Source organism: Geobacillus sp. C56-T3 (genome assembly GCF_000092445.1).
In the GTDB taxonomy this organism is placed as follows: domain Bacteria; phylum Bacillota; class Bacilli; order Bacillales; family Anoxybacillaceae; genus Geobacillus; species Geobacillus thermoleovorans.
In genome coordinates this window covers 3220848-3244663 of record NC_014206.1, presented here as the reverse complement: position 1 = coordinate 3244663, position 23816 = coordinate 3220848, and the positions used below count along the sequence as shown (strand labels likewise).

The following is a 23816-nucleotide window of genomic DNA, read 5'->3' as shown; positions in this document are numbered from 1 at the left end:
AGAGCATGCGGTGTACTCGAGGACCAGCGCCGCATTTGACATGATGAGGAGCAAGGAGGAAGAATGATGCTGACGATTGCCATGCCAAAAGGGCGCATTTTTGAAGAGGCGGTCGAGTTGCTGCGGCGGGCGGATTATGCGCTGCCGCCGGAATTTACCGAGTCGCGCAAGCTCGTCATTGATGTGCCAGAGGAAAACATGCGCTTTATTTTGGCGAAACCGATGGATGTCGTCACCTATGTCGAGCATGGGGTCGCGGATTTGGGCATTGCCGGCAAGGACGTGCTGATGGAAGAAGAACGGGATGTGTACGAACTGCTCGATTTGCAAATCAGCCGCTGCCATTTGGCGGTCGCCGGGCTGCCCGGCGCCAAGATGAACGAGATCGCACCAAGGGTGGCGACGAAATACCCGAACATCGCGTCAACGTATTTTCGCGAGCAAGGCGAGCAAGTCGAAATCATCCGCCTGAACGGATCCATTGAACTCGCCCCGCTGATCGGCCTTGCCGACCGGATCGTGGACATCGTTTCCACGGGGCGGACGCTCAGAGAAAACGGGCTTGTCGAGCTTGAACGGATCGCCGAGGTGACGTCGCGCCTGATTGTCAACCCGGCGAGCTACCGGCTAAACGGCGGGGACATTGAACGGTTGGTCGACCGATTGGCGGCGGTCATTCCCCAGCCGTAGGAAAAAAGGTGTGACAGAGCGGAAATGGGCGGTTTCCGAAGAATGGGTTGGTGGAGATTCGGGAATGGCGGAGCGGCGTTGACAACGCCGTTGGAAAATAGCATATAGATGCAACGAAGAAGTTTAACATATCCTTGACGGAAAAGCGGTTTGTCCATTTTCGACTGTCGGAGGCAAGCCTGTGGCTTGCCTCCGTCACGCCTTGGCGTGACGGAGGATCGAACAACCGCCTGCTTCACAGACCCATATATGGGTCTGGAAGCGGCGTTGTTCGGTCGCCCGACAGTCGATCAAATACTCGGTAAAAGCTGCAAATGGTAAAGCTTCAAATTGCATCTATACAGATTGCCAATGGACGAAAACCGATGGACGTCACAGAAAGGGGAGCGAACGATGAAAATCGAACGGATCCGAGGCGGCGTTTCGCTGCGGCGCACGATTGAAAGCGGAACGGAGGAGCAGCGGCGCGCGGTGCTTGATATCATCGCCAACGTGCGCGCCCGCGGCGATGCGGCGCTCAAAGAATATACAGAACGGTTTGACGGCGTCCGCTTGGATTCGCTCAAGGTGACGGAAGAGGAAATGAAGCGCGCGCATGTGGCGATGGACGCGGAGATGCTGGAGATCATTCGCCAAGCGGCGGCGAACATTCGCGACTACCATGAGCGGCAAAAGCGCGAATCATGGTGGATGACGAAAGAAGACGGCACAATTCTCGGACAAAAGGTGACGCCGCTCGATGCGGTCGGGTTGTACGTGCCAGGCGGGACGGCCGCTTATCCGTCGTCTGTGCTGATGAACGTTATTCCCGCACAAGTGGCGGGGGTGAAACGGATTGTCATCACCTCGCCGCCAAACAAAGACGGCACGCTCCCGGCTGGGGTGCTGGCCGCCGCCTATGAACTCGGCGTGACGGAAATTTACAAAGTCGGCGGCGCGCAGGCGATCGCCGCGCTTGCTTACGGGACGGAAACGATCCGGCCGGTTGACAAAATTTTCGGGCCGGGCAATATTTATGTGGCATTGGCGAAGCGGGAAGTGTTCGGGCATGTGGCGATCGACATGATCGCGGGGCCGAGCGAAATTGTTGTGCTGGCGGATGAAACGGCCCGACCGGATGAGATTGCGGCGGATTTGTTGTCGCAAGCCGAGCATGACGTGCGGGCGTCGGCCATTTTGGTGACGCCGTCGATGAAATTGGCGCTGGCGGTGGCGAGCGAAGTCGAACGGCAGCTTGAAACGCTGCCGCGCCGCGACATTGCCCAAGCGGCGCTTGAGAACTATGGCGCCATTTACGTCACCGAGACGCTTGAGGAAGCGGTGGATGTTGTGAACGAACTGGCGCCGGAGCATTTGGAAGTGATGACGGCAGAACCGCTCGCGCTGCTCGGCCGGCTCCGCCATGCGGGAGCGATGTTTTTCGGCCGCTTCAGCTCCGAGCCGGTCGGCGACTATTTCGCCGGGCCGAACCACGTGCTGCCGACGAACGGTACGGCAAGGTTTTCAAGCGGTCTCGGCGTCGATGAGTATGTGAAAAAATCAAGCGTGATTGTTTACAGTGAAGCCGCATTGAAACAACATGGAGAAAAAATCGCCGCCTTTGCCCGCCTCGAGGGGCTGGAGGCGCACGCGCGCGCCATTGAGGTGCGGCTCGAGAAAGGGGAATGAATGATGGCAAGGGAAGCGACGATCGCAAGAACGACGAACGAGACGAGCATTCAGTTATCGCTTTCGTTGGATGGCGAAGGGAAGGCGGAACTGGAAACGGGCGTGCCGTTTTTAACCCATATGCTCGATTTGTTCGCCAAGCACGGCCAGTTCGATTTGCACATTGAGGCCAAAGGCGACACGCATATTGACGACCACCATACGACGGAAGACATCGGCATTTGCCTCGGGCAGGCGATCAAGGAAGCGCTTGGCGACAAAAAAGGAATCAAGCGGTACGGCAACGCGTTTGTGCCGATGGATGACGCCTTGGCGCAAGTTGTGATCGACTTGAGCAATCGCCCGCATTTTGAGTTTCGCGGCGAGTTTCCGGCAGCGAAAGTCGGCGCGTTTGATGTCGAGCTCGTGCATGAGTTTTTATGGAAACTGGCGCTTGAAGCGCGGATGAACTTGCATGTCATCGTCCATTACGGGCGCAATACGCACCATATGATCGAAGCGGTGTTTAAGGCGCTCGGGCGGGCGTTGGATGAAGCAACGATGATCGACCCGCGCGTCAAAGGCGTTCCGTCGACAAAAGGGATGCTGTAGCCGATGGAGTGCGGCGCCTCCGTGGGGAAAGAGTTCCGCGGGCAAAGGGAATGCGGCCGGGCGCCAAGGAGAGGCCCGCGCGTGAAAGGAGCGCCGTTAACAAAAGGCATGCCGTCATCAAGTTGTTCGGTGGATGAGGGAAAACGATCGATTGGCATGGATCAGCGAAGAAAGGAATGGGATGACGATGATCGGGATCATCGACTATGGCATGGGCAACTTATACAGCGTCAGCAAAGCGCTCGAGCGGCTCGGCTGTCCGTATGTCCTAAGCGGCGACAAAGAGGAGCTCGAGCAGGCGCGCGGGCTGATTTTGCCCGGTGTCGGCTCGTTTCGCGATGCGATGCACATTTTAAATGAGACAGGCCTAGCTGCTTTCATCCGTTCGGCGGTTGAAAACGGCACGCCGCTGCTCGGCATTTGTTTAGGGATGCAGCTGTTGTTTGACGAAAGCGAAGAAAACGGGCCGACAAAAGGGCTTGGCTTGCTTCGCGGCCGCGTCGTCCGCTTTCCGGGCGTCACGAAAACCGGCGAGCCATACAAAGTGCCGCACATGGGCTGGAACCGGCTCCGCTTCCGTCGTCCGTCACCGCTCCTTCGTGGCGTCGAGGAAGGGCATGTCTATTTTGTCCATTCGTATTATGTCATTCCAGGGGATGAGGACGTCGTGCTCGCGAGCAGTGCATATGACGTTGATGTTCCGGCGGTCGTCGGGCGCGGCTGTGTGTTTGGCACACAGTTTCATCCGGAAAAAAGCGGTGCGGTCGGCATGAGCATCTTGAACAATTATGTCGGCATCGTCACGGGAAGGGGGAACGGCTGATGGCGGCGTTTACGATTTATCCGGCGATCGATATGCGCGGCGGCAAGTGCGTCCGCCTGCTGCAAGGCGATTACAACAAAGAAACGGTGTACGGCGATTCGCCGGTCGCGATGGCCGAGCAATTCGCCGCTCAAGGGGCGGAGTGGATTCATATGGTCGATTTGGACGGAGCGAAAGAAGGGCGCCGCGTCAACGACCGGTTTGTCATTGAAGCGGCCCGCTTGGGCGTCAACGTGCAAGTGGGCGGCGGCATCCGGACGGAAGAGGATATCGTGCATTATTTAGAAAATGGGGTCGCCCGCGTCATTTTAGGAAGCGCGGCCATTTCCGACCCGCCGTTTGTGAAAAAGATGCTCCAAAAATACGGCCGCCGCATCGTGATTGGCATTGACGCCCGCGACGGCTTCGTGGCGACGGAAGGGTGGCTTGCGACGTCGAACGTCAAGGCGGAAGAGCTCGGGCGGATGCTCGCTGAGGCGGGGGCGGAGACGTTTATTTTCACCGATATTGCGACCGATGGCACGTTGTCGGGCCCGAACATCGCCGCCGCGGTCCGGTTGGCCGAGGCGACGGGAAAAGAAGTGATCGCTTCTGGCGGCGTCAGCTCGCTTGACGATTTGCGCGCGCTCTGCCAATATGCTGGACAAGGCATCGGCGGCGCGATCGTCGGCAAGGCGCTTTATACGAATCAGTTTACGCTCGCGGAAGCGCTCAAGGCGGTGAACGAGCGATGATCACGAAGCGCATCATCCCGTGCCTCGATGTGAAAGACGGGCGCGTCGTCAAAGGAGTGCAATTTGTCCAGCTGCGCGATGCCGGCGATCCGGTGGAGCTCGCGAAGGCGTACGATGAGCAAGGGGCGGACGAGCTCGTGTTTTTGGACATTTCCGCTTCCCATGAAGGGCGGAAAACGATGGTGGATGTCGTCGAGCGCGTCGCCGCCCAGCTGGCGATTCCGTTTACGGTTGGCGGCGGCATCCACTCGCTTGAGGATATGAAGCGGATGCTTCGCGCCGGGGCCGACAAAGTGTCGCTCAACACCGCCGCGGTGCTCCATCCGACCTTGATCACCGAAGGGGCGGACTTTTTCGGCTCGCAATGCATCGTCGTCGCCATTGACGCGAAATACGATGAAACGCTTGGTTCATGGCGCGTCTATACGCACGGCGGCCGCAACGCCACGGACTGGGAAGTCGTCGCTTGGGCGCAGGAAGCGGTCCGCCTTGGCGCTGGGGAGATTTTGCTGACGAGCATGGACGCGGACGGCGGCAAAAACGGTTTTGATATTGAGTTGACGCGCAAAGTGAGCGAAGCGGTCTCGGTTCCGGTCATCGCCTCGGGCGGCGCCGGCAAGGCGGAGCATTTCCTCGAAGCGTTCGAAAAAGGGAAAGCAGACGCGGCGCTGGCGGCATCGATTTTCCATTACAAAGAAACGTCGGTCGGACAAGTGAAAGCGTACTTGAAAGAAAGAGGGGTGAACGTGCGATGACGGCGGACATTCGCTTTGATGAAAAAGGGCTTGTACCCGCGATCGTCCAAGATGCGCAAAGCAAGGAAGTGCTCACGCTCGCCTATATGAACAAAGAGTCGCTTGAAAAAACGCTGGAGACCGGAGAAACATGGTTTTACAGCCGCTCGCGCCAAGAACTATGGCATAAAGGGGCGACATCTGGAAACGTGCAGCGCGTTGTCGACATCCGCTACGACTGCGACGCCGACGCCCTGCTCGTTCTCGTCGAGCCGGCCGGCCCGGCTTGCCATACCGGGTCGTATTCCTGTTTTTCCCGCTCGTTGGACGGCGCGGCGCGCACGCCGGCGGCCGACCGGTTCGCCATTTTGAACGAGTTGGAACAGATCATCGCCAAGCGCGACGCCGAACGGCCGGAAGGGTCGTACACGACGTACTTGTTTGAAAAAGGCGTCGATAAAATTTTGAAGAAAGTCGGCGAAGAAGCGGCGGAAGTCATCATCGCCGCCAAAAACCAAAACCACGAGGAATTGAAATGGGAAGCGGCCGACTTGTTGTACCATTTGCTTGTGCTGTTGCGCGAACAAAAGCTGCCGCTTGACGCGGTGCTTGCGACGCTTGCCGAGCGGCACGCGCAAAAGGTGGGAGCGGGCGACAAAAAAGAATAAGAGGGTTAGGTGAGAAAAAGGAACGTCTGCCATCGCGCCGGCGTTCCTTTTTTGCACGGAAAAACCGCATTCCTAAAGTTTCTTGCTTGTTTTCGCCGCCGATATGGTATACTGTTGTTCGACGAATTTTACGGACGGCGGAGGACAGAATGGGAAAACAACTGAAGCGATCATCACGAAAAGCGACGATTGTACCGTTCATTCAAAGCGGAGATTACTTTTTTAAAAAAGGAATGAAAGCATACGACCGAGGCGATTTGGAAAAGGCGAGGAAATATTTTGAGCGCGCCGTTCGTTTGGATGAGCGCGACGCCTCATTCGCCTTGCAGCTCGCCCTTGTGCTGTCGGAGCTTGGTGAATATCAATTTTCCAATCAATGGCTGTTTAAAATTATCCATGATTTGGACGAAACGATGTACGACTGTTTGTATTTTTTGGCGAACAATTTCGCCTGCCTCGGCTTGTTTCGTGAAGCGAGGCAATACGCGGAGCGTTATTTGGCGCATGAGCCGGCCGGAGAGTTTGCCGACGATGCCGCTGACTTGCTTGAGCTGCTTCGGCTCGATGGCTCGGAATGGACGGAAGAAGAGGAGCAGCTGATGGTGCTGGAGGATCGGGCCCGCCGTTTGCTTGAAGAGGAGCGGTTTGCGGAAGCGATTGAGGCGCTCGAGGCGATCGTCGCCCGCTATCCGGACGTTTGGTCGGCGCATAACAATTTGGCGCTTGCTTATTTTTACAGCGGCGATGTCGACAAAGCGAAACAGAAAGTGCGTGAAGTGCTCAAACGCGATCCCGGCAATTTGCATGCGCTTTGCAACGCGCTTGTCTTCGCCTATTACTTGCGTGAGGAAGAACAGGCGGCCGCGCTTTGCGAGACGCTGGCCGGTTTGTATCCGTTTTTTCGCGAGCATCAATACAAGCTCGGGGCGACGTTCGCGCTTGTCGGGCGGTTCGATCTGGCGTTCCGTTGGCTGCACCGTTTGTATAAACAAGGCTTTGACGGTGATGGGCCATTTTATTATTGGCTCGCTTGCGCTGCCTACTATACTGGCCATGAGTCGCTCGCTCGGCAAATGTGGGAGGTGCTTGCCACCCTCCATCCCGAAAAACGCGGTGAGGAGCCGTGGGCCGTTTCAGCGCCGGTGGATGAGGCGCTCATCCGCTTGATGGCTTGGCTGGAGGGCGACGAGCTGGCCGACCGTCTGTACGGATTGTACTTGTTCAGCCGCTCGCCGCAGGCGAAAGAGGCATCGATGTCGCTTGCGGTATGCCGCCTCTTGCCGTCCGATCCCCGTCTGCGCCCGTTTATCGACTGCTTTTTGTTCGGCTTAACCGATGGCCCGTCCGCTTGGGCGGCGAACATCGGCCGCATGGTCGATGCGCTTTCGGCGCATAATGAGGAAAAGGAAGCGCTCTGCCGCTTCGCCTTCGCGATGGCCGTCCATCCGTCGGCTGATCGCGAGCCATTTGCGAACGGAGCCGCGTGGGCGGCGGCGATCGAATACATGTGGCGCCGACAGCAAGGAGAGCGTGTGACGCAAAGAGAGATGGCGGCCAAATACGGCGTTTCGGCGGCGACGGTGCAAAAATACGTGCAAAAAGCGCGCCGGCTCTATACATGAGCAAATCAATAGACAGGGCGAATCGACTTCTATACGATGAAAATGGAAGGATTCTCAAGCGAGGGAGTGGACGGTGTGGCAGACGAAAAAATTTACGATGTCATTATTGCCGGAGCCGGGCCGGCTGGGCTGACGGCGGCTGTCTATACATCGCGCGCCAATTTGTCGACGCTGATGATCGAGCGCGGCGTCCCGGGCGGGCAGATGGTCAACACTGAGGAAGTCGAGAACTATCCTGGCTTTGAAACGATTTTAGGCCCGGAATTGGCGACGAAAATGTTTGAGCATGCGAAAAAATTCGGCGCGGAGTACGCATACGGCGATGTGAAAGAAATCATCGATGGCGAGGCGTACAAAACGGTCATCGTCGGCGACAAAGAGTACAAGGCCCGCGCGGTCATCATCGCCACCGGAGCGGAATATAAAAAACTCGGCGTACCGGGGGAGGCCGAGCTCGGCGGCCGCGGCGTTTCGTACTGTGCGGTGTGCGACGGGGCGTTTTTCAAAGGGAAAGATTTGGTCGTCGTGGGCGGGGGCGACTCGGCGGTCGAAGAGGGCGTCTATTTGACGCGGTTTGCCAATAAAGTGACGATCGTTCACCGCCGCGACAAGCTGCGGGCGCAAAAAATTTTGCAAGACCGGGCGTTCGCCAATGAAAAAATTGATTTCATCTGGAACCATACGGTGAAACAAATCAACGAAAAGGACGGAAAAGTCGGCAGCGTGACGCTTGTGCATACGCAAACGGGCGAGGAGCGCGAATTTCCGTGCGACGGCGTTTTCATTTACATCGGGATGGTGCCGCTCTCGAAGCCGTTTGCCAATCTTGGCATCACGAATGAAAACGGCTATATCGTCACGAACGAAAAGATGGAGACGAAAGTGCCGGGCATTTTCGCCGCCGGTGATGTGCGGGAAAAAACGCTCCGGCAAATCGTGACGGCTACCGGCGACGGCAGCATCGCCGCGCAAAGCGCCCAGCATTACGTTGAGGAACTGAAAGAAAAGCTCCATAAGCAAGGGGTCAGCTGATCCGGTAACCAAATCGCAATCAAATCGTAATGGTTATTTAACCCAGATGTAACACGGGCGCAACACATTTGTCGTATGCTATAAGTAAGTAATTGACCCCCTTTTATATAGATCCTTTTTGGCGCGGGCGTTTGTCCGCGTCTCTTTTTTCTTTGCCTGCGCGCTTGCATCCTGCCGCCCCGCTCGAAACGGCGGGGATGGCGTCTTTCGGCTGGAAGCGGAATGTTGGGCCCCGAGGTTTTTGCAGACGGGAAGCGGACGGTTTCCAGCGGTTTGAAGGTGGAGCGGCCTAACTATTTATGGTAAAATAAAGATGATTATGTGCGTGTTTGCGGATGGTTGGGGTGAACGAATTGCAACGGGTGACAAACTGCGTATTATATAAAGACGGCCAAGTGCTGCTGTTGCAAAAGCCGAGGCGCGGCTGGTGGGTCGCTCCGGGCGGGAAAATGGAGCCCGGCGAGACGGTGCGCGAAGCATGCATTCGTGAGTACCGGGAAGAGACGGGCATTTATTTGAAAAATCCAGAGCTGAAAGGCGTCTTTACGATCGTGATGAAAAATGGGAATGAAACGGTGTCGGAGTGGATGATGTTTACGTTTTTCGCCGACGATTTCATTGGCGAAAACGTGCCGTCTTCCGAAGAAGGGACGCTTGCTTGGCATCAGGTGGAGACGCTTTCGACGCTGCCGATGGCCCCTGGCGACTATCATATTTTGGACTACGCCTTGAAAGGCAAAGGGGTCATGTACGGGGTGTTTGTCTATACAGAGGAATTCGAGCTGCTTTCATATCGGCTCGATCCGAGCTGATGGAGAGGAGGGGCGGAGATGGGACAAAACGGGGCGCTGCAGCCGATTCAGCTCGTCATCATCACCGGCATGTCCGGCGCGGGAAAGACGGTGGCGATTCAAAGCTTCGAAGACCTCGGCTTTTTTTGTATTGACAACTTGCCGCCGACGCTGCTGCCGAAATTTTTGGAGCTCGTCAAAGAGTCCGGGAATAAAATGAACAAAGTCGCCCTTGTCATGGATTTGCGCAGCCGCGACTTTTTCGATCATTTGTTCGCTGCGCTCGATGAGTTGGCTGAGCAGGCATGGGTCGTCCCCCAGGTGTTGTTTTTGGACGCCCAAGATTCGACGCTGGTCGCCCGCTACAAAGAAACGCGGCGGACGCATCCGCTTGCGCCGAACGAGCCCCCGCTTGAAGGAATCCGTTTGGAGCGGAAGCTGCTCGAAGAACTGAAAGGACGGGCGCAGATCATTTACGATACGACGGGGCTCAAGCCGCGCGAGCTGCGGGAGAAAATCATCCGCCAGTTCTCATCGCATGCTCAATCCGGGTTTACCATCAACGTCATGTCGTTTGGGTTTAAGTACGGCATTCCGATTGATGCGGATTTGGTGTTTGACGTCCGCTTTTTGCCGAACCCGCATTACATTGAACATATGCGGCCGAAAACCGGGTTGGACGATGACGTATCGTCCTACGTGCTCAAGTGGGGGGAAACGCAAAAGTTTTTGGAAAAGCTCATTGATTTGTTGTCGTTTATGTTGCCGTATTACCAGCGAGAAGGAAAAAGCCAGCTGGTGATCGCCATCGGCTGCACGGGCGGCCAGCACCGTTCGGTGGCGCTCGCAGAATATATCGCCCGCCATTTTTCGGCCGACTATAAAACTGTTGTCTCGCACCGGGACATGGAGAGGAGAAAGGACATACACCGATGAGGAACGAACGAGCAGCGAAACTGGTCGTCATCGGCGGCGGCACCGGGCTTCCCGTGCTGTTGAGGGGGCTGAAGCAGCATGAATTGGATTTGACCGCCATTGTCACGGTCGCCGATGACGGCGGAAGTTCCGGGCGGCTGCGGGATGAACTGCACATTCCGCCGCCCGGGGATGTCCGCAACGTATTGGCCGCGCTGTCTGACGTCGAACCGCTCATTGTCGAGCTGTTCCAGCACCGTTTTCAAAACGGCAACGGCTTATCGGGACACTCGCTCGGCAATTTGATTTTGGCGGCGCTCACATCGATCACCGGCGACTTTGTGAAAGCGATCCGTGAGATGAGCAAAGTGTTGAACGTGCGCGGCCAGGTGCTGCCGGCGGCGAACAAGAGCGTCGTATTGCACGCGGAGATGGAAGATGGTTCCATTGTATCTGGCGAGTCAAAAATCCCGAGTGCGGGAAAAAAAATTAAGAGGGTGTTTTTAACGCCGGAAGACATTGAGCCGCTGCCGGAGACGGTTGATGCCATCCGCCGCGCCGATTTGATTGTCATCGGGCCGGGGAGCCTATACACGAGCATCTTGCCGAATTTGCTCGTGCCGAAAATCGGGCAGGAAGTATGCAAGGCGAAGGCGAAAAAAGTATATATATGCAACATTATGACTCAGGCCGGCGAGACGCCGCACTATACGGTGAGCGACCATGTGGAGGCGCTTCATGCTCATCTTGGCGGCCCGTTTTTGGACGCGGTGATCATCAACAGCGGAGCGATCCCGGAAGCGATCCGCCGCCGCTACGAGGCGGAGCGGGCCGAGCCGGTGCGTGACGACAGCAGCGGGCTTTCGTTGCAAGTCATCCGCGACGATATTGTCACGTACGAGGATGGGGTCATTCGCCATAATACGGCGAAAGTCGCCGCCCTTCTTCTCGGGCTTCTCCCTCACCGTTAAAGGCGGGACCCGAGTAGGCCGCAAAGCGCCATTATGGGCGGTGATGCTCCCGATGGCCGCGCCGAAAGTCAGGCACCTCCAACCGGCCGGATGCGGGGAACGAATGGAGGTGGAGCGATCGTGTCTTTTGCATCGGAAACGAAAAAGGAATTGACCCATTTAGAGGTGAAGCCTTGCTGCTTGCGCGCCGAGCTGTCGGCGCTTTTGCGCATGAATGGTTCGCTGTCGTTTTCCGGCGGGCGAATGGCCATCGATGTCCAGACGGAAAATGCGGCGATCGCTCGGCGCATTTATACGTTATTGAAAAAGGGCTACGATGTCGCCGTCGAGCTGTTTGTCCGCAAGAAAATGCGCTTGAAAAAAAACAACGTCTACATCGTCCGCGTGACCGACGGTGCGGCCTCTTTGCTTCGTGAACTTCACATTGTCAACGGCGATTTTTCGCTCATCCATGACATTTCCCCGGAGCTCGTCAAGAAAAAATGCTGCAAGCGCTCGTATTTGCGCGGCGCGTTTTTGGCTGGCGGTTCGGTCAACAACCCGGAGACGTCGTCTTACCATTTGGAGATTTTTTCGCTGTATGAGGAGCATAACCGGGCGTTATGCGAATTGATGAACAGCCACTTTTTTTTAAATGCGAAAACGTTGGAACGGAAAAAGGGGTTTATTACGTATTTAAAAGAGGCGGAAAAAATCGCCGAGTTTTTGAACATCATCGGCGCCCATCAAGCGCTGCTCCGCTTTGAGGACATTCGCATCGTCCGCGACATGCGCAACTCGGTCAACCGGCTTGTCAATTGCGAGACCGCCAATTTGAACAAAACGATCGGCGCTGCGCTTCGCCAGGTGGAGAACATCCGCTACATCGACGAGACGATCGGCCTTGATTCACTGCCGGCCAAGCTGCGGGAAATCGCGAAGCTTCGCATCGAGCATCAAGACGTGACGCTGAAAGAGCTCGGCGAGATGGTTGCTGGTGGAAAAATCAGCAAATCCGGCATCAACCACCGGCTCCGCAAAATTGATGAGATCGCGGAGCGGCTGCGGGCTGGAAAGCCGGTCGATTTCCATAAATCGCTGTAAAGGGGAGATGGAGAATGGTGGAAAAACAAGTGGAAGTGAAATTAAAAACCGGGCTGCAGGCGCGCCCGGCGGCGTTGTTCGTCCAAGAAGCGAACCGTTTTTCCGCTGATGTGTTTTTGGAAAAAGACGGAAAACGGGTCAACGCGAAAAGCATTATGGGCTTGATGAGCCTCGCCATCGGCCATGGAGCGGTGATCACGCTCATTGCCGACGGTCCGGATGAGCAAGAAGCGATCGAAAAGCTCGCCGCCTATGTGCAAAAGGAAAAGTAAAGCAGCATGTGGGGCTGGCGGGGAAAGGAATGGAAAAGGCTGCTCCGTTTTGGACGGAAGCAGCCTTTTCGTCAATGTCGGTGCAGGAAGCAGCTCTATAGCGGTTCTGCCAACATGTGCATGCCTTATTTTTCATCAGCGCGCGTCAGCACGCGGTCAATGATGCCGTATTCCATCGCTTTTTGCGCGGTCATAAAGTTGTCGCGATCCGTATCGCGCTCGATCACTTCGATCGGTTGGCCGGTGTTTTCCGATAAAATGCGGTTCAATTTGTCGCGCAAGAACAAAATGCGCTTCGCTGCGATTTCGATTTCCGTTGCTTGCCCTTGGGCGCCGCCGAGCGGTTGGTGGATCATGATTTCACTGTTTGGCAAGGCGAACCGTTTCCCTTTCGCACCGGCGGCAAGCAAAAACGCCCCCATGGAAGCGGCCATGCCGATGCAAATCGTCGATACGTCCGGCTTGATGAACTGCATGGTGTCGTAAATCGCCAGGCCAGCTGTGATCGAGCCGCCCGGGCTGTTGATGTACAAGGAAATATCTTTTTCCGGGTCTTCCGCCGCCAAAAACAGCAGCTGCGACACGATCGAGTTGGCCACTTGGTCGTCGATCGGGCTGCCAAGGAACACGATTCGGTCTTTCAATAAGCGCGAATAAATGTCGTACGCCCGCTCCCCACGGTTCGTCTGTTCAATGACAGTCGGAATCAAATACATCAAAAACGCCTCCTTTTCCATCCTAATGGATCAATATGTACGCCTTAATCATACACGAATGGTCAATGAAGGTCAAACAAAACGACCTTCCCCATTCTTTATAACATATTCGCGGCTAGCGGGAACATCCCTCTTTTCATCATAACCGCTTTTTTATTTTTTTAACCCGTTGCCTGTGGCGGTGGCATTGATGTGGAAGGAACAAAGGCCTAATTTTTCCTGTTTTTTTATTGCATTTTTCCCTTGCATTTTTGCAAGATCCTGCTATAATAGAACATGCGACGGAACGAAATAGAGAAATCATGAACTTCCATGCCCTCGTAGTGTAGTGGATAGCACGAGAGATTCCGGTTCTCTTAGCGTGGGTTCGAATCCTGCCGAGGGCGTTCCAACGATCCGACAAGTTCGGATTGAGATTTCCAAATCCCTTGATACGACCGCGTTTGCGGTCGTTTTTCATTTTTTGGGAATCCCGAAAAAAACGATAGAATCCGAAAAAATTTTGTACGAATTTTGCACGGCTATTTGGTACGATCCAGTTCCGCCATCGCGAGATCGACCTGCCGGGATTCTTTTTGTTCCATCTCATCTAAAATATGCGAGTACGTTTGCAGAGTAGTGACAATATGGCGGAACGGGAAACGAGTTTGGAGCAGCTGGCTTTGATTCGGTTTCGCCAACCGTCGATCACGATTCGGACCTTGTCCGCAGACAAAGCGTATGGCGCCACGGAGTATCTGGAAGCGCTCTTTCTTCATCCAGACTACAGTTTTTTGTTTTTTGTCGTGTAAATGCCACTAATAAGTGAAAGGTGCAAACCGAATCCTCCTTCCGTTGCGTCACCCGATTGGGCGGCGTTTTTTATTTAGGTGAGGTGATACACGTGTAGAAGTTGCACGAGGTATTGAACGATAACAAAAGCTAAACCACATGAAGAAAAAGGACGGAATGACCTGGGGCGACTGGATGGAGATCATGGGATCCGGCGCGATACGTATAAACGAGTGCGCGGGGCGGTGAGGAGGAAATGGGAAGGAATAAAGACCCTTAGGTTAAAAAAACATATACTTGGTATATGGTTATAATCCTGCCGAGGCAAAACAGCCGCCTAGGCGGCTGTTTTTCTTTTAGATCGGCAGCGGACGCGCCGCTTTCCTCGAGAGGGTTCCCAAATCAAGGGCTCGGGCGGGGCATTGGGTTTTTTCGTCTGAACAGGCGCCGGTTCGGGCGGTCGCCAAGGCCGCTTTCCGCCGTCAAAAATTTCTCCTACCCCCTCCCGCTCCCGTCGTGTACAATAAAAGAAAGGGAGGCGTGACGATGAGGGCGGAGTTATGGCAAGAGCAGCGGCTGCAGTTGTCGCTGACAAAGGAACTGGTGCAGGCGATTGAACTGCTGCAATATTCCGCAGCGGATTTGGAAGCGTTTTTATATGAACAGTCGCTGGAAAACCCGTTTTTGGAAATTCGCCGCACCCGGGTGCGGCAACGGACAAGCCGGACAGAAAGAGATCAAAAGCAATGGCTCGAGAACATTGGCGCCCGCGCAGAGACGCTTGTTGGCCATTTGCTTTCTCAGCTGCCTGCGTTGAAGCTCGGAGATCGGGAAGAGCGCATCGTCCGTTATCTCATTGCCTCGCTCGATGAGGATGGCTATTTGCGCGTGCCGCTTGCCGAGCTGGCGGCGCGGTTTTCCGCATCGGAACAAGAGATGGAACGGGGGCTGCGCCTTGTGCAGTCGCTCGACCCGCCGGGAGTCGGCGCCCGCGATTTGGCGGAATGCCTCTTGCTGCAGCTTGAACGTCTTCCTGAGCGCGACGAGCTGGCGGAAACGATCGTCCGTTATCATTTTGTTCCTTTTGCGGAAAAGTCGTGGAAAACGCTGGCCAAGCAGCTTGGCGTCAGCCTTGGCGAACTGCAGCGCGTCTTCGAGCTCATTCGCACACTCGAGCCGCGGCCGGGCATTCACTATTCGAGCGAAACGCCGCCTTTGGTCGTGCCGGATGTCATCGTCACCCGCGGGGCGGATGGAGACTGGATGGCCGCCTATAATGATGACATCCATCCGGAGCTCGGATGGAATCGGGATTACGAGCGGCGCATCGCCGCATCCGGCGACCGGCATGCCGAACAGTTTATCAAAGAAAAATATCGGCAGTTTACATGGCTCGCAAAAAGCCTAGAGCAGCGAAAACAGACGCTTCTGCATTTAATGGCTGTCATCATCGACCGCCAGCGCTCGTGTTTGGAGTTTGGGCTTTCGGCGCTCAAGCCGATGACGATGCGCGAGGTGGCCGAGGAGCTCGGCGTTCATGAATCGACGGTGAGCCGCGCGGTCCGGCATAAATATGTGCAAACGCCGTTTGGCACCGTGGAGCTGCGCCGCTTCTTTTCGAACGCCGCGACGGCCGCAGGAGATGAAGCGGCATCGTCCGCCCGCGTGAAAGCGATCATGGAGGCCCTTATTTCCGAGGAAGATCGGCGGGCGCCGCTGTCTGACCAACAGCTTGCTGATTTGCTTCGCGATCGATACGGCATCGCCATTTCGCGCCGCACGGTCGCCAAATACCGCGAGCAGCTGCGCATCCCGTCTTCGGCAAAGCGAAAGCAATATACCGGAGCTTGATGCGGACGGTGAAGGAAAGGGAGAACGCGATGCACATTCGGTTGTACACGAAAACAAACTGCCCGCTTTGCGACAAGGCAAAAGCGGTTTTGGCAGAACTGCAGGCGGATGATCCGTTTACGATGGAGGAAATCGACATTTACCAAGACGATGCGCTTCTTGAGAAATACCAATTGATGATTCCGGTCGTCGAGCTGGACGGCGAAGAAATCGGATACGGGATGATTGAAAAAGAAACGATAAGAAAGCGGTTGCGGCAGGCGCGAAAAAGTTGAACCGTCTGTTTCCTCCTGCTATAATGAAATTGACGCGGGAGGGATTTTTTATCGATTTGCGGGACATAATATGTCATACCGGGACAAAACACGTCCCTATGTTCCGCTGAGGAGAAGGATCGATGCAACCGTTATTAGAGGCATTAAAAAAATTATCGCCCGACTTGCTTGACGTTATGCAAAAACGATATCAAATTTTGCACTCCATTTCGCTTATGGCGCCGATCGGGCGGCGGGCGCTGGCGGCGAGCCTCGGCATGAGCGAGCGGGTTCTCCGGTCGGAAACAGAATTTTTGAAAGGACAAAACTTGCTTTCCGCCGATGTGTCGGGCATGCGGTTGACGGAGGAAGGCCAGGCGCTCCTTCATACGCTCAATGATTTGATGCGGGAAGCGCTCGGGCTCAAAGAGCTGGAAGCCGCGCTGCAGGAGCAGCTCGGCATTCCGCGCGTGATTGTCGTTGCCGGGGATAGCGACCGTTCCCCTTGGGTAAAAAAAGAAATGGGTAGAGCGTGTGTCGCCTGCATGAAGGAGCTGCTTGAGCCCGGGGACATCGTCGCCGTGGCCGGCGGAACGACGATGGCGGCGGTCGCGGAGATGATGACGCCGGATTCGAAGCTTCGCGATGTGTTGTTCGTGCCGGCGCGCGGCGGCCTTGGCGAAGATGTCGAGAATCAGGCGAACACGATTTGTGCGAAAATGGCGGAAAAAGCGATGGGCCGCTATCGGTTGCTGCACGTGCCTGACCAGCTGAGCGATGAAGCGTACGCGTCGCTTGTCGAAGAGCCGGCGGTGAAAGAAGTGCTTGAGCTCATCCAATCATGCCGCATGGTCGTCCATGGCATCGGAGAAGCGGTGACGATGGCCAAGCGGCGGAAGACGCCGCCTGTGGAGATGGAGAAAATCATCGCCCGCCATGCGGTCGCCGAGGCGTTCGGCTACTATTTCAACGAGTACGGCGACGTCGTCCATAAAGTGAAAACGGTCGGCATTCAACTTGAACACCTCCCGCATGTCGAGCATGTCATCGCCGTCGCCGGAGGGGCGTCGAAGGCGAAAGCCATTCGCGCGTACATGAAACGGGCGCCGCACTCGCTATTGGTGACGGACGAAGGAGCCGCCAAAGCGTTCGTAGGGGAGTAATCTCCCTTGCTGATACAATCCAATCGCAAGGAGGAAAATAAGATGGCAGTCAAAGTGGGAATCAACGGATTTGGCCGCATCGGACGCAACGTCTTCCGCGCGGCATTGAAAAACCCGGACATTGAAGTGGTGGCGGTGAACGATTTAACGGATGCGAACACGCTTGCTCATTTGTTGAAGTACGACTCCGTCCATGGCCGTCTGGATGCCGAAGTGTCGGTGAACGGCAACAACTTGGTCGTCAACGGCAAAGAAATCATCGTCAAGGCGGAACGCGATCCGGCGAACTTGGCGTGGGGCGAGATCGGCGTTGACATCGTCGTTGAGTCGACCGGCCGCTTCACGAAACGCGAAGACGCCGCCAAACATTTGGAAGCGGGTGCGAAAAAAGTGATCATTTCCGCACCGGCGAAAGACGAGGATATTACGATCGTCATGGGCGTCAACCAAGACAAATACGATCCGAAAGCCCATCATGTCATCTCGAACGCTTCGTGCACGACGAACTGCTTGGCGCCGTTTGCCAAAGTGCTGCATGAAAAATTCGGCATCGTCCGCGGCATGATGACGACCGTTCACTCGTACACGAACGACCAACAAATTTTGGACTTGCCGCATAAAGATTTGCGCCGGGCTCGCGCGGCCGCGGAATCGATCATTCCGACGACGACCGGGGCGGCGAAAGCTGTTGCGCTTGTCTTGCCGGAATTGAAAGGCAAATTGAACGGCATGGCAATGCGTGTGCCGACGCCGAACGTATCAGTTGTCGACTTGGTGGCGGAATTGGAAAAAGAAGTGACGGTCGAAGAAGTGAATGCCGCGTTGAAAGCAGCAGCGGAAGGCGAGCTGAAAGGCATTTTGGCCTACAGCGAAGAACCGCTCGTGTCGCGCGACTACAACGGCAGCACCGCTTCGTCGACGATCGACGCGCTGTCGACAATGGTCATTGAAGGCAAAATGGTGAAAGTCGTTTCGTGGTATGACAACGAAACGGGCTATTCGCACCGCGTCGTCGACTTGGCCGCCTACATCGCCTCGAAAGGGCTGTAAAACCAGCTTGGCGTTGAGTTTTCCATCCGTTCAAGTCTATAATAGGGAAATGGAGGGGAGCGGGGAAATGATCCCCACTCCTTTTCCTTTGTCCAAACTGCAGCCAAAAGGGGGCACGAACGATGAACAAGAAGACGATCCGCGACGTTGAGGTGAGGGGAAAGCGCGTCTTTTGCCGCGTCGATTTCAACGTTCCGATGGAGCAAGGCGCCATCACCGATGACACGCGCATTCGCGCCGCACTCCCGACGATCCGCTATTTGATCGAGCACGGGGCGAAAGTCATTTTGGCGAGCCACCTCGGCCGCCCGAAAGGAAAAGTGGTCGAAGAATTGCGTTTGGATGCCGTTGCGAAGCGGCTCGGCGAGCTGCTTGAACGGCCGGTCGCCAAAACGAATGAAGCGGTCGGCGATGAGGTGAAAGCGGCGGTCGACCGTTTGAACGAAGGCGACGTGCTCTTGCTTGAGAACGTCCGTTTTTACCCTGGCGAAGAGAAAAACGATCCAGAGCTGGCCAAAGCGTTTGCGGAGCTCGCGGATCTGTATGTCAACGATGCGTTCGGCGCCGCCCACCGCGCTCATGCGTCGACGGAAGGCATCGCCCATTACTTGCCTGCGGTGGCCGGGTTTTTGATGGAAAAAGAACTCGAAGTGCTCGGCAAAGCGCTCTCGAATCCGGACCGCCCGTTTACGGCGATCATCGGCGGCGCGAAAGTGAAAGACAAAATCGGCGTCATCGACAATTTGCTTGAAAAAGTCGACAACTTGATCATCGGCGGCGGACTGGCGTATACGTTCGTCAAAGCGCTCGGCCATGACGTCGGCAAGTCGCTGCTTGAGGAGGACAAAATCGAACTCGCCAAATCGTTTATGAAAAAGGCGAAAGAAAAAGGCGTCCGTTTTTATATGCCGGTGGACGTGGTCGTCGCCGACCGGTTTGCGAACGACGCCAACACGAAAGTCGTCGCCATCGACGCCATTCCGAGCGATTGGGAGGCGCTTGACATCGGCCCGAAAACGCGCGAATTGTACCGCGATGTCATTCGTCAATCGAAGCTCGTTGTCTGGAACGGCCCGATGGGCGTCTTTGAAATGGAGGCGTTCGCCCATGGGACAAGAGCGATCGCTGAAGCACTGGCGGAAGCGCCCGATACTTATTCGGTCATCGGCGGCGGGGATTCGGCGGCGGCGGTTGAGAAATTCGGCTTGGCCGACAAAATGGATCATATCTCCACCGGCGGCGGCGCTTCGCTCGAGTTTATGGAAGGAAAACAGCTGCCGGGTGTCGTCGCGCTCGAAGACAAATGACCCACGGCGCCGGATTGGGCGCATGGCGGCTGACGCCGCCCATTGAAAGGAAGGGTGAACGATGAGAAAACGCATCATTGCAGGCAACTGGAAAATGCATAAAACATTGGCGGAAGCTGTTCAATTTGTCGAGGACGTAAAAGGGCACGTGCCGCCGGCCGACGAAGTGGATTCCGTCGTTTGCGCGCCGTTTCTCTTTTTGGATCGGTTGGTGCAAGCGGCAGACGGCACGGATTTAAAAATCGGGGCGCAAACGATGCACTTTGCCGACCAAGGGGCGTACACAGGCGAAGTGAGCCCGGTCATGCTCAAAGATCTCGGCGTCACGTACGTCATCCTCGGCCATTCGGAGCGCCGGCAAATGTTCGCCGAAACAGATGAGACCGTGAACAAAAAAGTGTTGGCCGCCTTCACCCGCGGCTTGACGCCGATTATTTGCTGCGGCGAATCGCTTGAGGAGCGGGAAGCGGGGCAGACAAACGCCGTTGTCGCCTCGCAAGTGGAAAAAGCGCTCGCCGGCTTGACGCCGGATCAAGTGAAGCAAGCGGTCATCGCTTACGAGCCGATTTGGGCGATCGGCACGGGCAAATCGTCGACGGCGGAAGATGCGAACGAAGTGTGCGGCCATATCCGTTCGGTCGTTTCGCGCCTGTTTGGCCCGGAGGCGGCGGAAGCGATCCGCATCCAATACGGCGGCAGCGTCAAACCGGACAACATCCGCGACTTCTTGGCGCAAGAACATATAGACGGCGCCTTAGTCGGCGGGGCGAGCCTCGAGCCGGCTTCATTCTTGCAATTGGTGGAGGCGGGGCGCCATGAGTAAACGACCGGTTGCGCTCATCATTTTGGACGGGTTTGCGCTGCGCGACGAAACGTACGGCAATGCGGTCGCTCAGGCGAACAAACCGAACTTTGACCGCTATTGGAACGAATACCCGCACACAACGCTCAAGGCGTGCGGCGAGGCGGTCGGGCTTCCGGAAGGGCAGATGGGCAACTCGGAAGTCGGCCATCTCAACATCGGCGCCGGGCGCATTGTGTACCAAAGCTTAACGCGGGTCAACATTGCCATTCGCGAAGGCGAGTTTGACCGAAATGAAACGTTTTTGGCGGCGATGAACCATGTGAAGCAGCACGGAACGAGCCTTCATTTGTTCGGTTTGCTTTCTGACGGCGGGGTGCACAGCCATATTCACCATTTGTACGCCCTCTTGCGCTTAGCGGCGAAAGAAGGCGTGAAGCGTGTGTACATCCACGGCTTTTTGGACGGCCGCGACGTCGGCCCGCAAACGGCTCCGCAATACATCAAAGAACTGCAGGAAAAAATCAAGGAATACGGAGTCGGCGAAATCGCCACATTATCGGGCCGCTACTACTCGATGGACCGCGACAAGCGGTGGGACCGCGTCGAAAAGGCGTATCGGGCCATGGTATACGGCGAAGGCCCGACGTACCGCGACCCACTTGAATGCATTGAAGACTCATACAAGCATGGCATTTACGACGAATTCGTCCTGCCGTCGGTCATCGTCCGCGAAGACGGCCGGCCGGTGGCGACGATTCAAGACAATGACGCGATTATCTTCTATAATTTCCGCCCGGACCGGGCGATTCAAATTTCAAACACGTTTACGAACGAAGATTTCCGCGAGTTTGACCGCGGCCCGAAACATCCGAAGCATTTGTTCTTTGTCTGCTTGACCCATTTCAGCGAAACGGTGAAAGGGTACGTGGCGTTCAAGCCGACAAACCTTGACAACACGCTCGGGGAAGTGCTGTCGCAGCACGGACTGCGCCAACTGCGCATCGCCGAGACCGAAAAATATCCGCACGTGACGTTTTTTATGAGCGGCGGCCGCGAAGAGAAATTTCCAGGCGAAGACCGGATTTTGATCAACTCGCCGAAAGTGGCGACGTACGACTTAAAGCCGGAAATGAGCGCCTATGAAGTGACCGATGCGCTGCTCAAGGAAATTGAAGCCGATAAGTACGATGCGATCATTTTGAACTACGCCAACCCGGACATGGTCGGCCACTCCGGCAAGCTCGAGCCGACGATCAAGGCGGTGGAGGCAGTGGACGAATGCCTCGGCAAAGTCGTCGACGCCATTTTGGCCAAAGGCGGCATCGCCATCATCACCGCCGACCACGGCAACGCCGATGAAGTGCTGACGCCGGACGGCAAGCCGCAAACAGCGCATACGACGAATCCGGTGCCGGTCATCGTGACGAAAAAAGGCATCAAGCTGAGAGACGGCGGCATTTTAGGCGATTTGGCGCCGACGATGCTCGATTTGCTCGGCCTGCCGCAGCCGAAAGAAATGACGGGGAAATCGTTGATTGTCAAATAACGATGATCTTGAGAAAATGATACGAAAAGGAGTGTGTTCCCATGTCTGCCATTATCGATGTCTACGCTCGCGAAGTGCTCGATTCGCGCGGCAATCCGACGGTGGAAGTGGAAGTGTATACGGAAGACGGCGGCTTCGGCCGCGCGCTGGTGCCGAGCGGCGCCTCGACCGGGGAATATGAAGCGGTCGAACTGCGCGACGGCGATAAAAACCGCTACCTCGGCAAAGGGGTGTTAAAAGCGGTCGAAAACGTCAACGAAATCATCGCGCCGGAAATCATCGGCCTCGAGGTCGCCGACCAAGTGGCGATCGACCGGAAGTTGATTGAACTAGACGGCACGGAAAACAAAAGCAAGCTTGGCGCCAACGCCATTTTAGGCGTTTCGCTCGCGGTCGCCCGCGCGGCAGCGGACGAGCTTGGCCTGCCGCTGTACCAATACTTGGGCGGCTTTAACGCTAAAACGCTGCCGGTGCCGATGATGAACATTTTAAACGGCGGCGCGCATGCGGACAACAACGTCGACATTCAAGAATTTATGATCATGCCGGTCGGGGCGGAAAGCTTCCGCGAAGCGCTGCGCATGGGGGCGGAAATTTTCCACAGCTTAAAAGCGGTGCTGAAAGCGAAAGGCTACAACACCGCGGTCGGCGATGAAGGCGGCTTCGCCCCGAACTTGAAATCGAACGAAGAAGCGCTGCAAACGATCATCGAAGCGATCGAAAAAGCCGGCTACAAACCGGGCGAACAAGTGATGCTCGCCATGGACGTTGCCTCGTCCGAGCTGTACAACAAAGAAGACGGCAAATATCATCTTGAAGGCGAAGGCGTTGTGAAAACGTCGGAAGAAATGGTCGCTTGGTATGAAGAGCTTGTATCGAAATACCCGATCATCTCGATCGAAGATGGGCTCGATGAAAACGACTGGGAAGGCCATAAACTGCTGACCGAGCGGCTCGGCAAAAAAGTGCAGCTTGTCGGCGACGACTTGTTTGTCACAAACACGAAAAAACTGGCCGAAGGCATTGAAAAAGGCGTCGGCAACTCGATTTTGATCAAAGTGAACCAAATCGGCACGCTCACCGAAACGTTTGACGCCATCGAAATGGCGAAACGCGCCGGCTACACCGCCGTCGTCTCGCACCGCTCCGGTGAAACGGAAGACAGTACGATCGCGGACATCGCCGTCGCCACCAACGCCGGCCAAATCAAAACGGGCGCGCCGTCGCGCACCGACCGCGTCGCGAAATACAACCAGCTGCTCCGCATTGAAGATGAACTCGGCCACACGGCCATTTACCAAGGCATCCGCTCGTTTTACAATTTGAAAAAATAACGGGAACAGGCGTCCCCAACGGAGGGGGCGCCTGTCGTTTTGACGAAGGCGAAAAGAGAATCGAATGGCTGGCGGTGATCAAGACGTCTTGACGCATTCAGGAAAGCTGCGCCTCTCCATCTCCATAAGATGGAACCATTCGTCAATGATCGTCTTGTGCTGCAGGGCGCAGACCGTGAATGTCGTCTCATGATGAGGACAAAGTCAAGTGGCATAATTTGTAGAAAATTATCGAATTTTTTCGAATAGTTTTTGTTGTTTTTTATTTTTTTTTTTTTTTTATAATGGAATTATAAAAAAAGAATTCGAAAGTTGGTGAAAAACAATAGATCCATCGGATTTGTGCGAAATTGCTAAGGAAAGAAAGTAGTGGTTCTGCAAGGTTTCTCAATTTGAATAACAGTGTTGGAGAGGCACTCTTCTTT

24 protein-coding genes and 1 tRNA gene are annotated in these 23816 nt (G+C 55.6%); 24 read left to right on the top strand and 1 reads right to left on the bottom strand.

Going from position 1 to position 23816, the window contains the following annotated elements; genetic code table 11:
* Window positions 1-66: 66 nt before the first annotated feature.
* The 14 genes from hisG (at window position 67) to GC56T3_RS16060 (ending at window position 12594) form a co-directional block, all read left to right on the top strand.
* Complete coding sequence (gene hisG, locus GC56T3_RS16125) at window positions 67-690, top strand: ATP phosphoribosyltransferase (protein WP_013146384.1); 624 nt, start codon at window positions 67-69, stop codon at window positions 688-690.
* 393 nt (window positions 691-1083) lie between these two features.
* Window positions 1084-2358 carry a histidinol dehydrogenase gene (hisD, locus tag GC56T3_RS16120; RefSeq protein ID WP_013146383.1) on the top strand — a complete coding sequence of 425 codons (1275 nt, stop codon included), beginning with the start codon at window positions 1084-1086 and terminating at the stop codon, window positions 2356-2358.
* Window positions 2359-2361: 3 nt separating this feature from the next.
* A complete protein-coding gene (hisB, locus tag GC56T3_RS16115) occupies window positions 2362-2949 on the top strand; it encodes an imidazoleglycerol-phosphate dehydratase HisB (protein ID WP_013146382.1) in 588 nt (195 codons plus the stop codon).
* A gap of 181 nt (window positions 2950-3130) precedes the next feature.
* Window positions 3131-3772, top strand: a complete 642-nt coding sequence (gene hisH / locus GC56T3_RS16110) for an imidazole glycerol phosphate synthase subunit HisH (RefSeq protein WP_013146381.1) — start codon at window positions 3131-3133, stop codon at window positions 3770-3772.
* Window positions 3772-4506, top strand: coding sequence for a 1-(5-phosphoribosyl)-5-[(5-phosphoribosylamino)methylideneamino]imidazole-4-carboxamide isomerase (hisA, locus tag GC56T3_RS16105; RefSeq protein WP_013146380.1), 735 nt, complete (start codon window positions 3772-3774; stop codon window positions 4504-4506). Before hisH ends, hisA begins: the two co-directional genes overlap by 1 nt.
* Window positions 4503-5261 (top strand): imidazole glycerol phosphate synthase subunit HisF, encoded by a 759-nt coding sequence (gene hisF, locus GC56T3_RS16100; RefSeq protein WP_013146379.1) that lies wholly within the window; start codon window positions 4503-4505, stop codon window positions 5259-5261. Before hisA ends, hisF begins: the two co-directional genes overlap by 4 nt.
* Complete coding sequence (hisIE, locus tag GC56T3_RS16095) at window positions 5258-5908, top strand: bifunctional phosphoribosyl-AMP cyclohydrolase/phosphoribosyl-ATP diphosphatase HisIE (RefSeq protein WP_013146378.1); 651 nt, start codon at window positions 5258-5260, stop codon at window positions 5906-5908. Before hisF ends, hisIE begins: the two co-directional genes overlap by 4 nt.
* 149 nt (window positions 5909-6057) lie before the next feature.
* Window positions 6058-7530, top strand: a complete 1473-nt coding sequence (locus GC56T3_RS16090) for a tetratricopeptide repeat protein (protein ID WP_013146377.1) — start codon at window positions 6058-6060, stop codon at window positions 7528-7530.
* Between the two features lie 75 nt (window positions 7531-7605).
* Complete coding sequence (trxB, locus tag GC56T3_RS16085; protein WP_013146376.1) at window positions 7606-8562, top strand: thioredoxin-disulfide reductase; 957 nt, start codon at window positions 7606-7608, stop codon at window positions 8560-8562.
* Between the two features lie 335 nt (window positions 8563-8897).
* Entirely contained in the window at window positions 8898-9374 is a 477-nt protein-coding gene (locus GC56T3_RS16080) for an 8-oxo-dGTP diphosphatase (RefSeq protein WP_014196721.1), read from the top strand.
* An 18-nt stretch (window positions 9375-9392) separates the two neighbouring features.
* Window positions 9393-10289, top strand: a complete 897-nt coding sequence (gene rapZ / locus GC56T3_RS16075; protein WP_013146374.1) for an RNase adapter RapZ — start codon at window positions 9393-9395, stop codon at window positions 10287-10289.
* A complete protein-coding gene (yvcK, locus tag GC56T3_RS16070) occupies window positions 10286-11239 on the top strand; it encodes a YvcK family protein (RefSeq protein ID WP_013146373.1) in 954 nt (317 codons plus the stop codon). Before rapZ ends, yvcK begins: the two co-directional genes overlap by 4 nt.
* Window positions 11240-11359: 120 nt before the next feature.
* Window positions 11360-12322, top strand: coding sequence for a DNA-binding protein WhiA (gene whiA, locus GC56T3_RS16065; protein ID WP_011232534.1), 963 nt, complete (start codon window positions 11360-11362; stop codon window positions 12320-12322).
* Window positions 12323-12336: 14 nt separating this feature from the next.
* The gene (locus GC56T3_RS16060; RefSeq protein WP_011232533.1) at window positions 12337-12594 is read left to right on the top strand and encodes an HPr family phosphocarrier protein; all 258 of its coding nucleotides are present in this window, start codon (window positions 12337-12339) and stop codon (window positions 12592-12594) included.
* A gap of 125 nt (window positions 12595-12719) precedes the next feature.
* Here the strand turns inward: GC56T3_RS16060 and clpP are convergent, their stop codons facing one another.
* Window positions 12720-13310 (bottom strand): ATP-dependent Clp endopeptidase proteolytic subunit ClpP, encoded by a 591-nt coding sequence (clpP, locus tag GC56T3_RS16055; protein WP_013146372.1) that lies wholly within the window; start codon window positions 13308-13310, stop codon window positions 12720-12722.
* A 314-nt stretch (window positions 13311-13624) separates the two neighbouring features.
* On the opposite strand from clpP, the gene GC56T3_RS16050 reads away from it, so the two are divergent.
* The 10 genes from GC56T3_RS16050 to eno all read left to right on the top strand — a co-directional run bounded on the left by GC56T3_RS16050 (window position 13625) and on the right by eno (window position 23391).
* Window positions 13625-13696, top strand: a tRNA-Arg gene (locus tag GC56T3_RS16050).
* A gap of 240 nt (window positions 13697-13936) precedes the next feature.
* The gene (locus tag GC56T3_RS19755) at window positions 13937-14101 is read left to right on the top strand and encodes a hypothetical protein (protein ID WP_041468560.1); all 165 of its coding nucleotides are present in this window, start codon (window positions 13937-13939) and stop codon (window positions 14099-14101) included.
* A gap of 526 nt (window positions 14102-14627) precedes the next feature.
* Window positions 14628-15932 carry an RNA polymerase factor sigma-54 gene (gene rpoN / locus GC56T3_RS16035; RefSeq protein ID WP_013146371.1) on the top strand — a complete coding sequence of 435 codons (1305 nt, stop codon included), beginning with the start codon at window positions 14628-14630 and terminating at the stop codon, window positions 15930-15932.
* Between the two features lie 29 nt (window positions 15933-15961).
* On the top strand, window positions 15962-16207 hold the full coding sequence (locus GC56T3_RS16030; protein WP_041468558.1) for a glutaredoxin family protein: 246 nt from the start codon (window positions 15962-15964) through the stop codon (window positions 16205-16207).
* A 122-nt stretch (window positions 16208-16329) separates the two neighbouring features.
* Complete coding sequence (locus GC56T3_RS16025) at window positions 16330-17349, top strand: sugar-binding transcriptional regulator (RefSeq protein ID WP_013146369.1); 1020 nt, start codon at window positions 16330-16332, stop codon at window positions 17347-17349.
* Window positions 17350-17391: 42 nt separating this feature from the next.
* Window positions 17392-18399, top strand: coding sequence for a type I glyceraldehyde-3-phosphate dehydrogenase (gap, locus tag GC56T3_RS16020; RefSeq protein ID WP_011232528.1), 1008 nt, complete (start codon window positions 17392-17394; stop codon window positions 18397-18399).
* A gap of 122 nt (window positions 18400-18521) precedes the next feature.
* A complete protein-coding gene (gene pgk / locus GC56T3_RS16015) occupies window positions 18522-19706 on the top strand; it encodes a phosphoglycerate kinase (RefSeq protein ID WP_013146368.1) in 1185 nt (394 codons plus the stop codon).
* A 61-nt stretch (window positions 19707-19767) separates the two neighbouring features.
* Window positions 19768-20529: a triose-phosphate isomerase gene (gene tpiA / locus GC56T3_RS16010; RefSeq protein ID WP_013146367.1), complete on the top strand. Its 762-nt coding sequence runs from the start codon at window positions 19768-19770 to the stop codon at window positions 20527-20529.
* Window positions 20522-22057, top strand: coding sequence for a 2,3-bisphosphoglycerate-independent phosphoglycerate mutase (gene gpmI / locus GC56T3_RS16005; RefSeq protein WP_013146366.1), 1536 nt, complete (start codon window positions 20522-20524; stop codon window positions 22055-22057). Before tpiA ends, gpmI begins: the two co-directional genes overlap by 8 nt.
* Before the next feature lie 41 nt (window positions 22058-22098).
* A complete protein-coding gene (gene eno, locus GC56T3_RS16000) occupies window positions 22099-23391 on the top strand; it encodes a phosphopyruvate hydratase (protein WP_011232524.1) in 1293 nt (430 codons plus the stop codon).
* The last annotated feature ends 425 nt before the right edge of the window (window positions 23392-23816 follow it).

Excerpts from the sequence above, each read along its gene's own strand:
- yvcK (WP_013146373.1), top strand. The coding sequence starts at position 10,286 with ATGAGGAACGAACGAGCAGCGAAACTGGTCGTCATCGGCGGCGGCACC.
- clpP (WP_013146372.1), bottom strand. The coding sequence starts at position 13,310 with ATGTATTTGATTCCGACTGTCATTGAACAGACGAACCGTGGGGAGCGG.
- tpiA (WP_013146367.1), top strand. The coding sequence starts at position 19,768 with ATGAGAAAACGCATCATTGCAGGCAACTGGAAAATGCATAAAACATTG.
- rpoN (WP_013146371.1), top strand. The coding sequence starts at position 14,628 with ATGAGGGCGGAGTTATGGCAAGAGCAGCGGCTGCAGTTGTCGCTGACA.
- GC56T3_RS16080 (WP_014196721.1), top strand. The coding sequence starts at position 8,898 with ATGGTTGGGGTGAACGAATTGCAACGGGTGACAAACTGCGTATTATAT.
- GC56T3_RS16090 (WP_013146377.1), top strand. The coding sequence starts at position 6,058 with ATGGGAAAACAACTGAAGCGATCATCACGAAAAGCGACGATTGTACCG.
- hisG (WP_013146384.1), top strand. The coding sequence starts at position 67 with ATGCTGACGATTGCCATGCCAAAAGGGCGCATTTTTGAAGAGGCGGTC.
- hisH (WP_013146381.1), top strand. The coding sequence starts at position 3,131 with ATGACGATGATCGGGATCATCGACTATGGCATGGGCAACTTATACAGC.
- eno (WP_011232524.1), top strand. The coding sequence starts at position 22,099 with ATGTCTGCCATTATCGATGTCTACGCTCGCGAAGTGCTCGATTCGCGC.
- gpmI (WP_013146366.1), top strand. The coding sequence starts at position 20,522 with ATGAGTAAACGACCGGTTGCGCTCATCATTTTGGACGGGTTTGCGCTG.
- gap (WP_011232528.1), top strand. The coding sequence starts at position 17,392 with ATGGCAGTCAAAGTGGGAATCAACGGATTTGGCCGCATCGGACGCAAC.
- hisIE (WP_013146378.1), top strand. The coding sequence starts at position 5,258 with ATGACGGCGGACATTCGCTTTGATGAAAAAGGGCTTGTACCCGCGATC.
- hisF (WP_013146379.1), top strand. The coding sequence starts at position 4,503 with ATGATCACGAAGCGCATCATCCCGTGCCTCGATGTGAAAGACGGGCGC.
- GC56T3_RS19755 (WP_041468560.1), top strand. The coding sequence starts at position 13,937 with ATGGCGGAACGGGAAACGAGTTTGGAGCAGCTGGCTTTGATTCGGTTT.
- hisA (WP_013146380.1), top strand. The coding sequence starts at position 3,772 with ATGGCGGCGTTTACGATTTATCCGGCGATCGATATGCGCGGCGGCAAG.
- rapZ (WP_013146374.1), top strand. The coding sequence starts at position 9,393 with ATGGGACAAAACGGGGCGCTGCAGCCGATTCAGCTCGTCATCATCACC.
- GC56T3_RS16030 (WP_041468558.1), top strand. The coding sequence starts at position 15,962 with ATGCACATTCGGTTGTACACGAAAACAAACTGCCCGCTTTGCGACAAG.
- hisB (WP_013146382.1), top strand. The coding sequence starts at position 2,362 with ATGGCAAGGGAAGCGACGATCGCAAGAACGACGAACGAGACGAGCATT.
- hisD (WP_013146383.1), top strand. The coding sequence starts at position 1,084 with ATGAAAATCGAACGGATCCGAGGCGGCGTTTCGCTGCGGCGCACGATT.
- GC56T3_RS16060 (WP_011232533.1), top strand. The coding sequence starts at position 12,337 with ATGGTGGAAAAACAAGTGGAAGTGAAATTAAAAACCGGGCTGCAGGCG.
- pgk (WP_013146368.1), top strand. The coding sequence starts at position 18,522 with ATGAACAAGAAGACGATCCGCGACGTTGAGGTGAGGGGAAAGCGCGTC.
- GC56T3_RS16025 (WP_013146369.1), top strand. The coding sequence starts at position 16,330 with ATGCAACCGTTATTAGAGGCATTAAAAAAATTATCGCCCGACTTGCTT.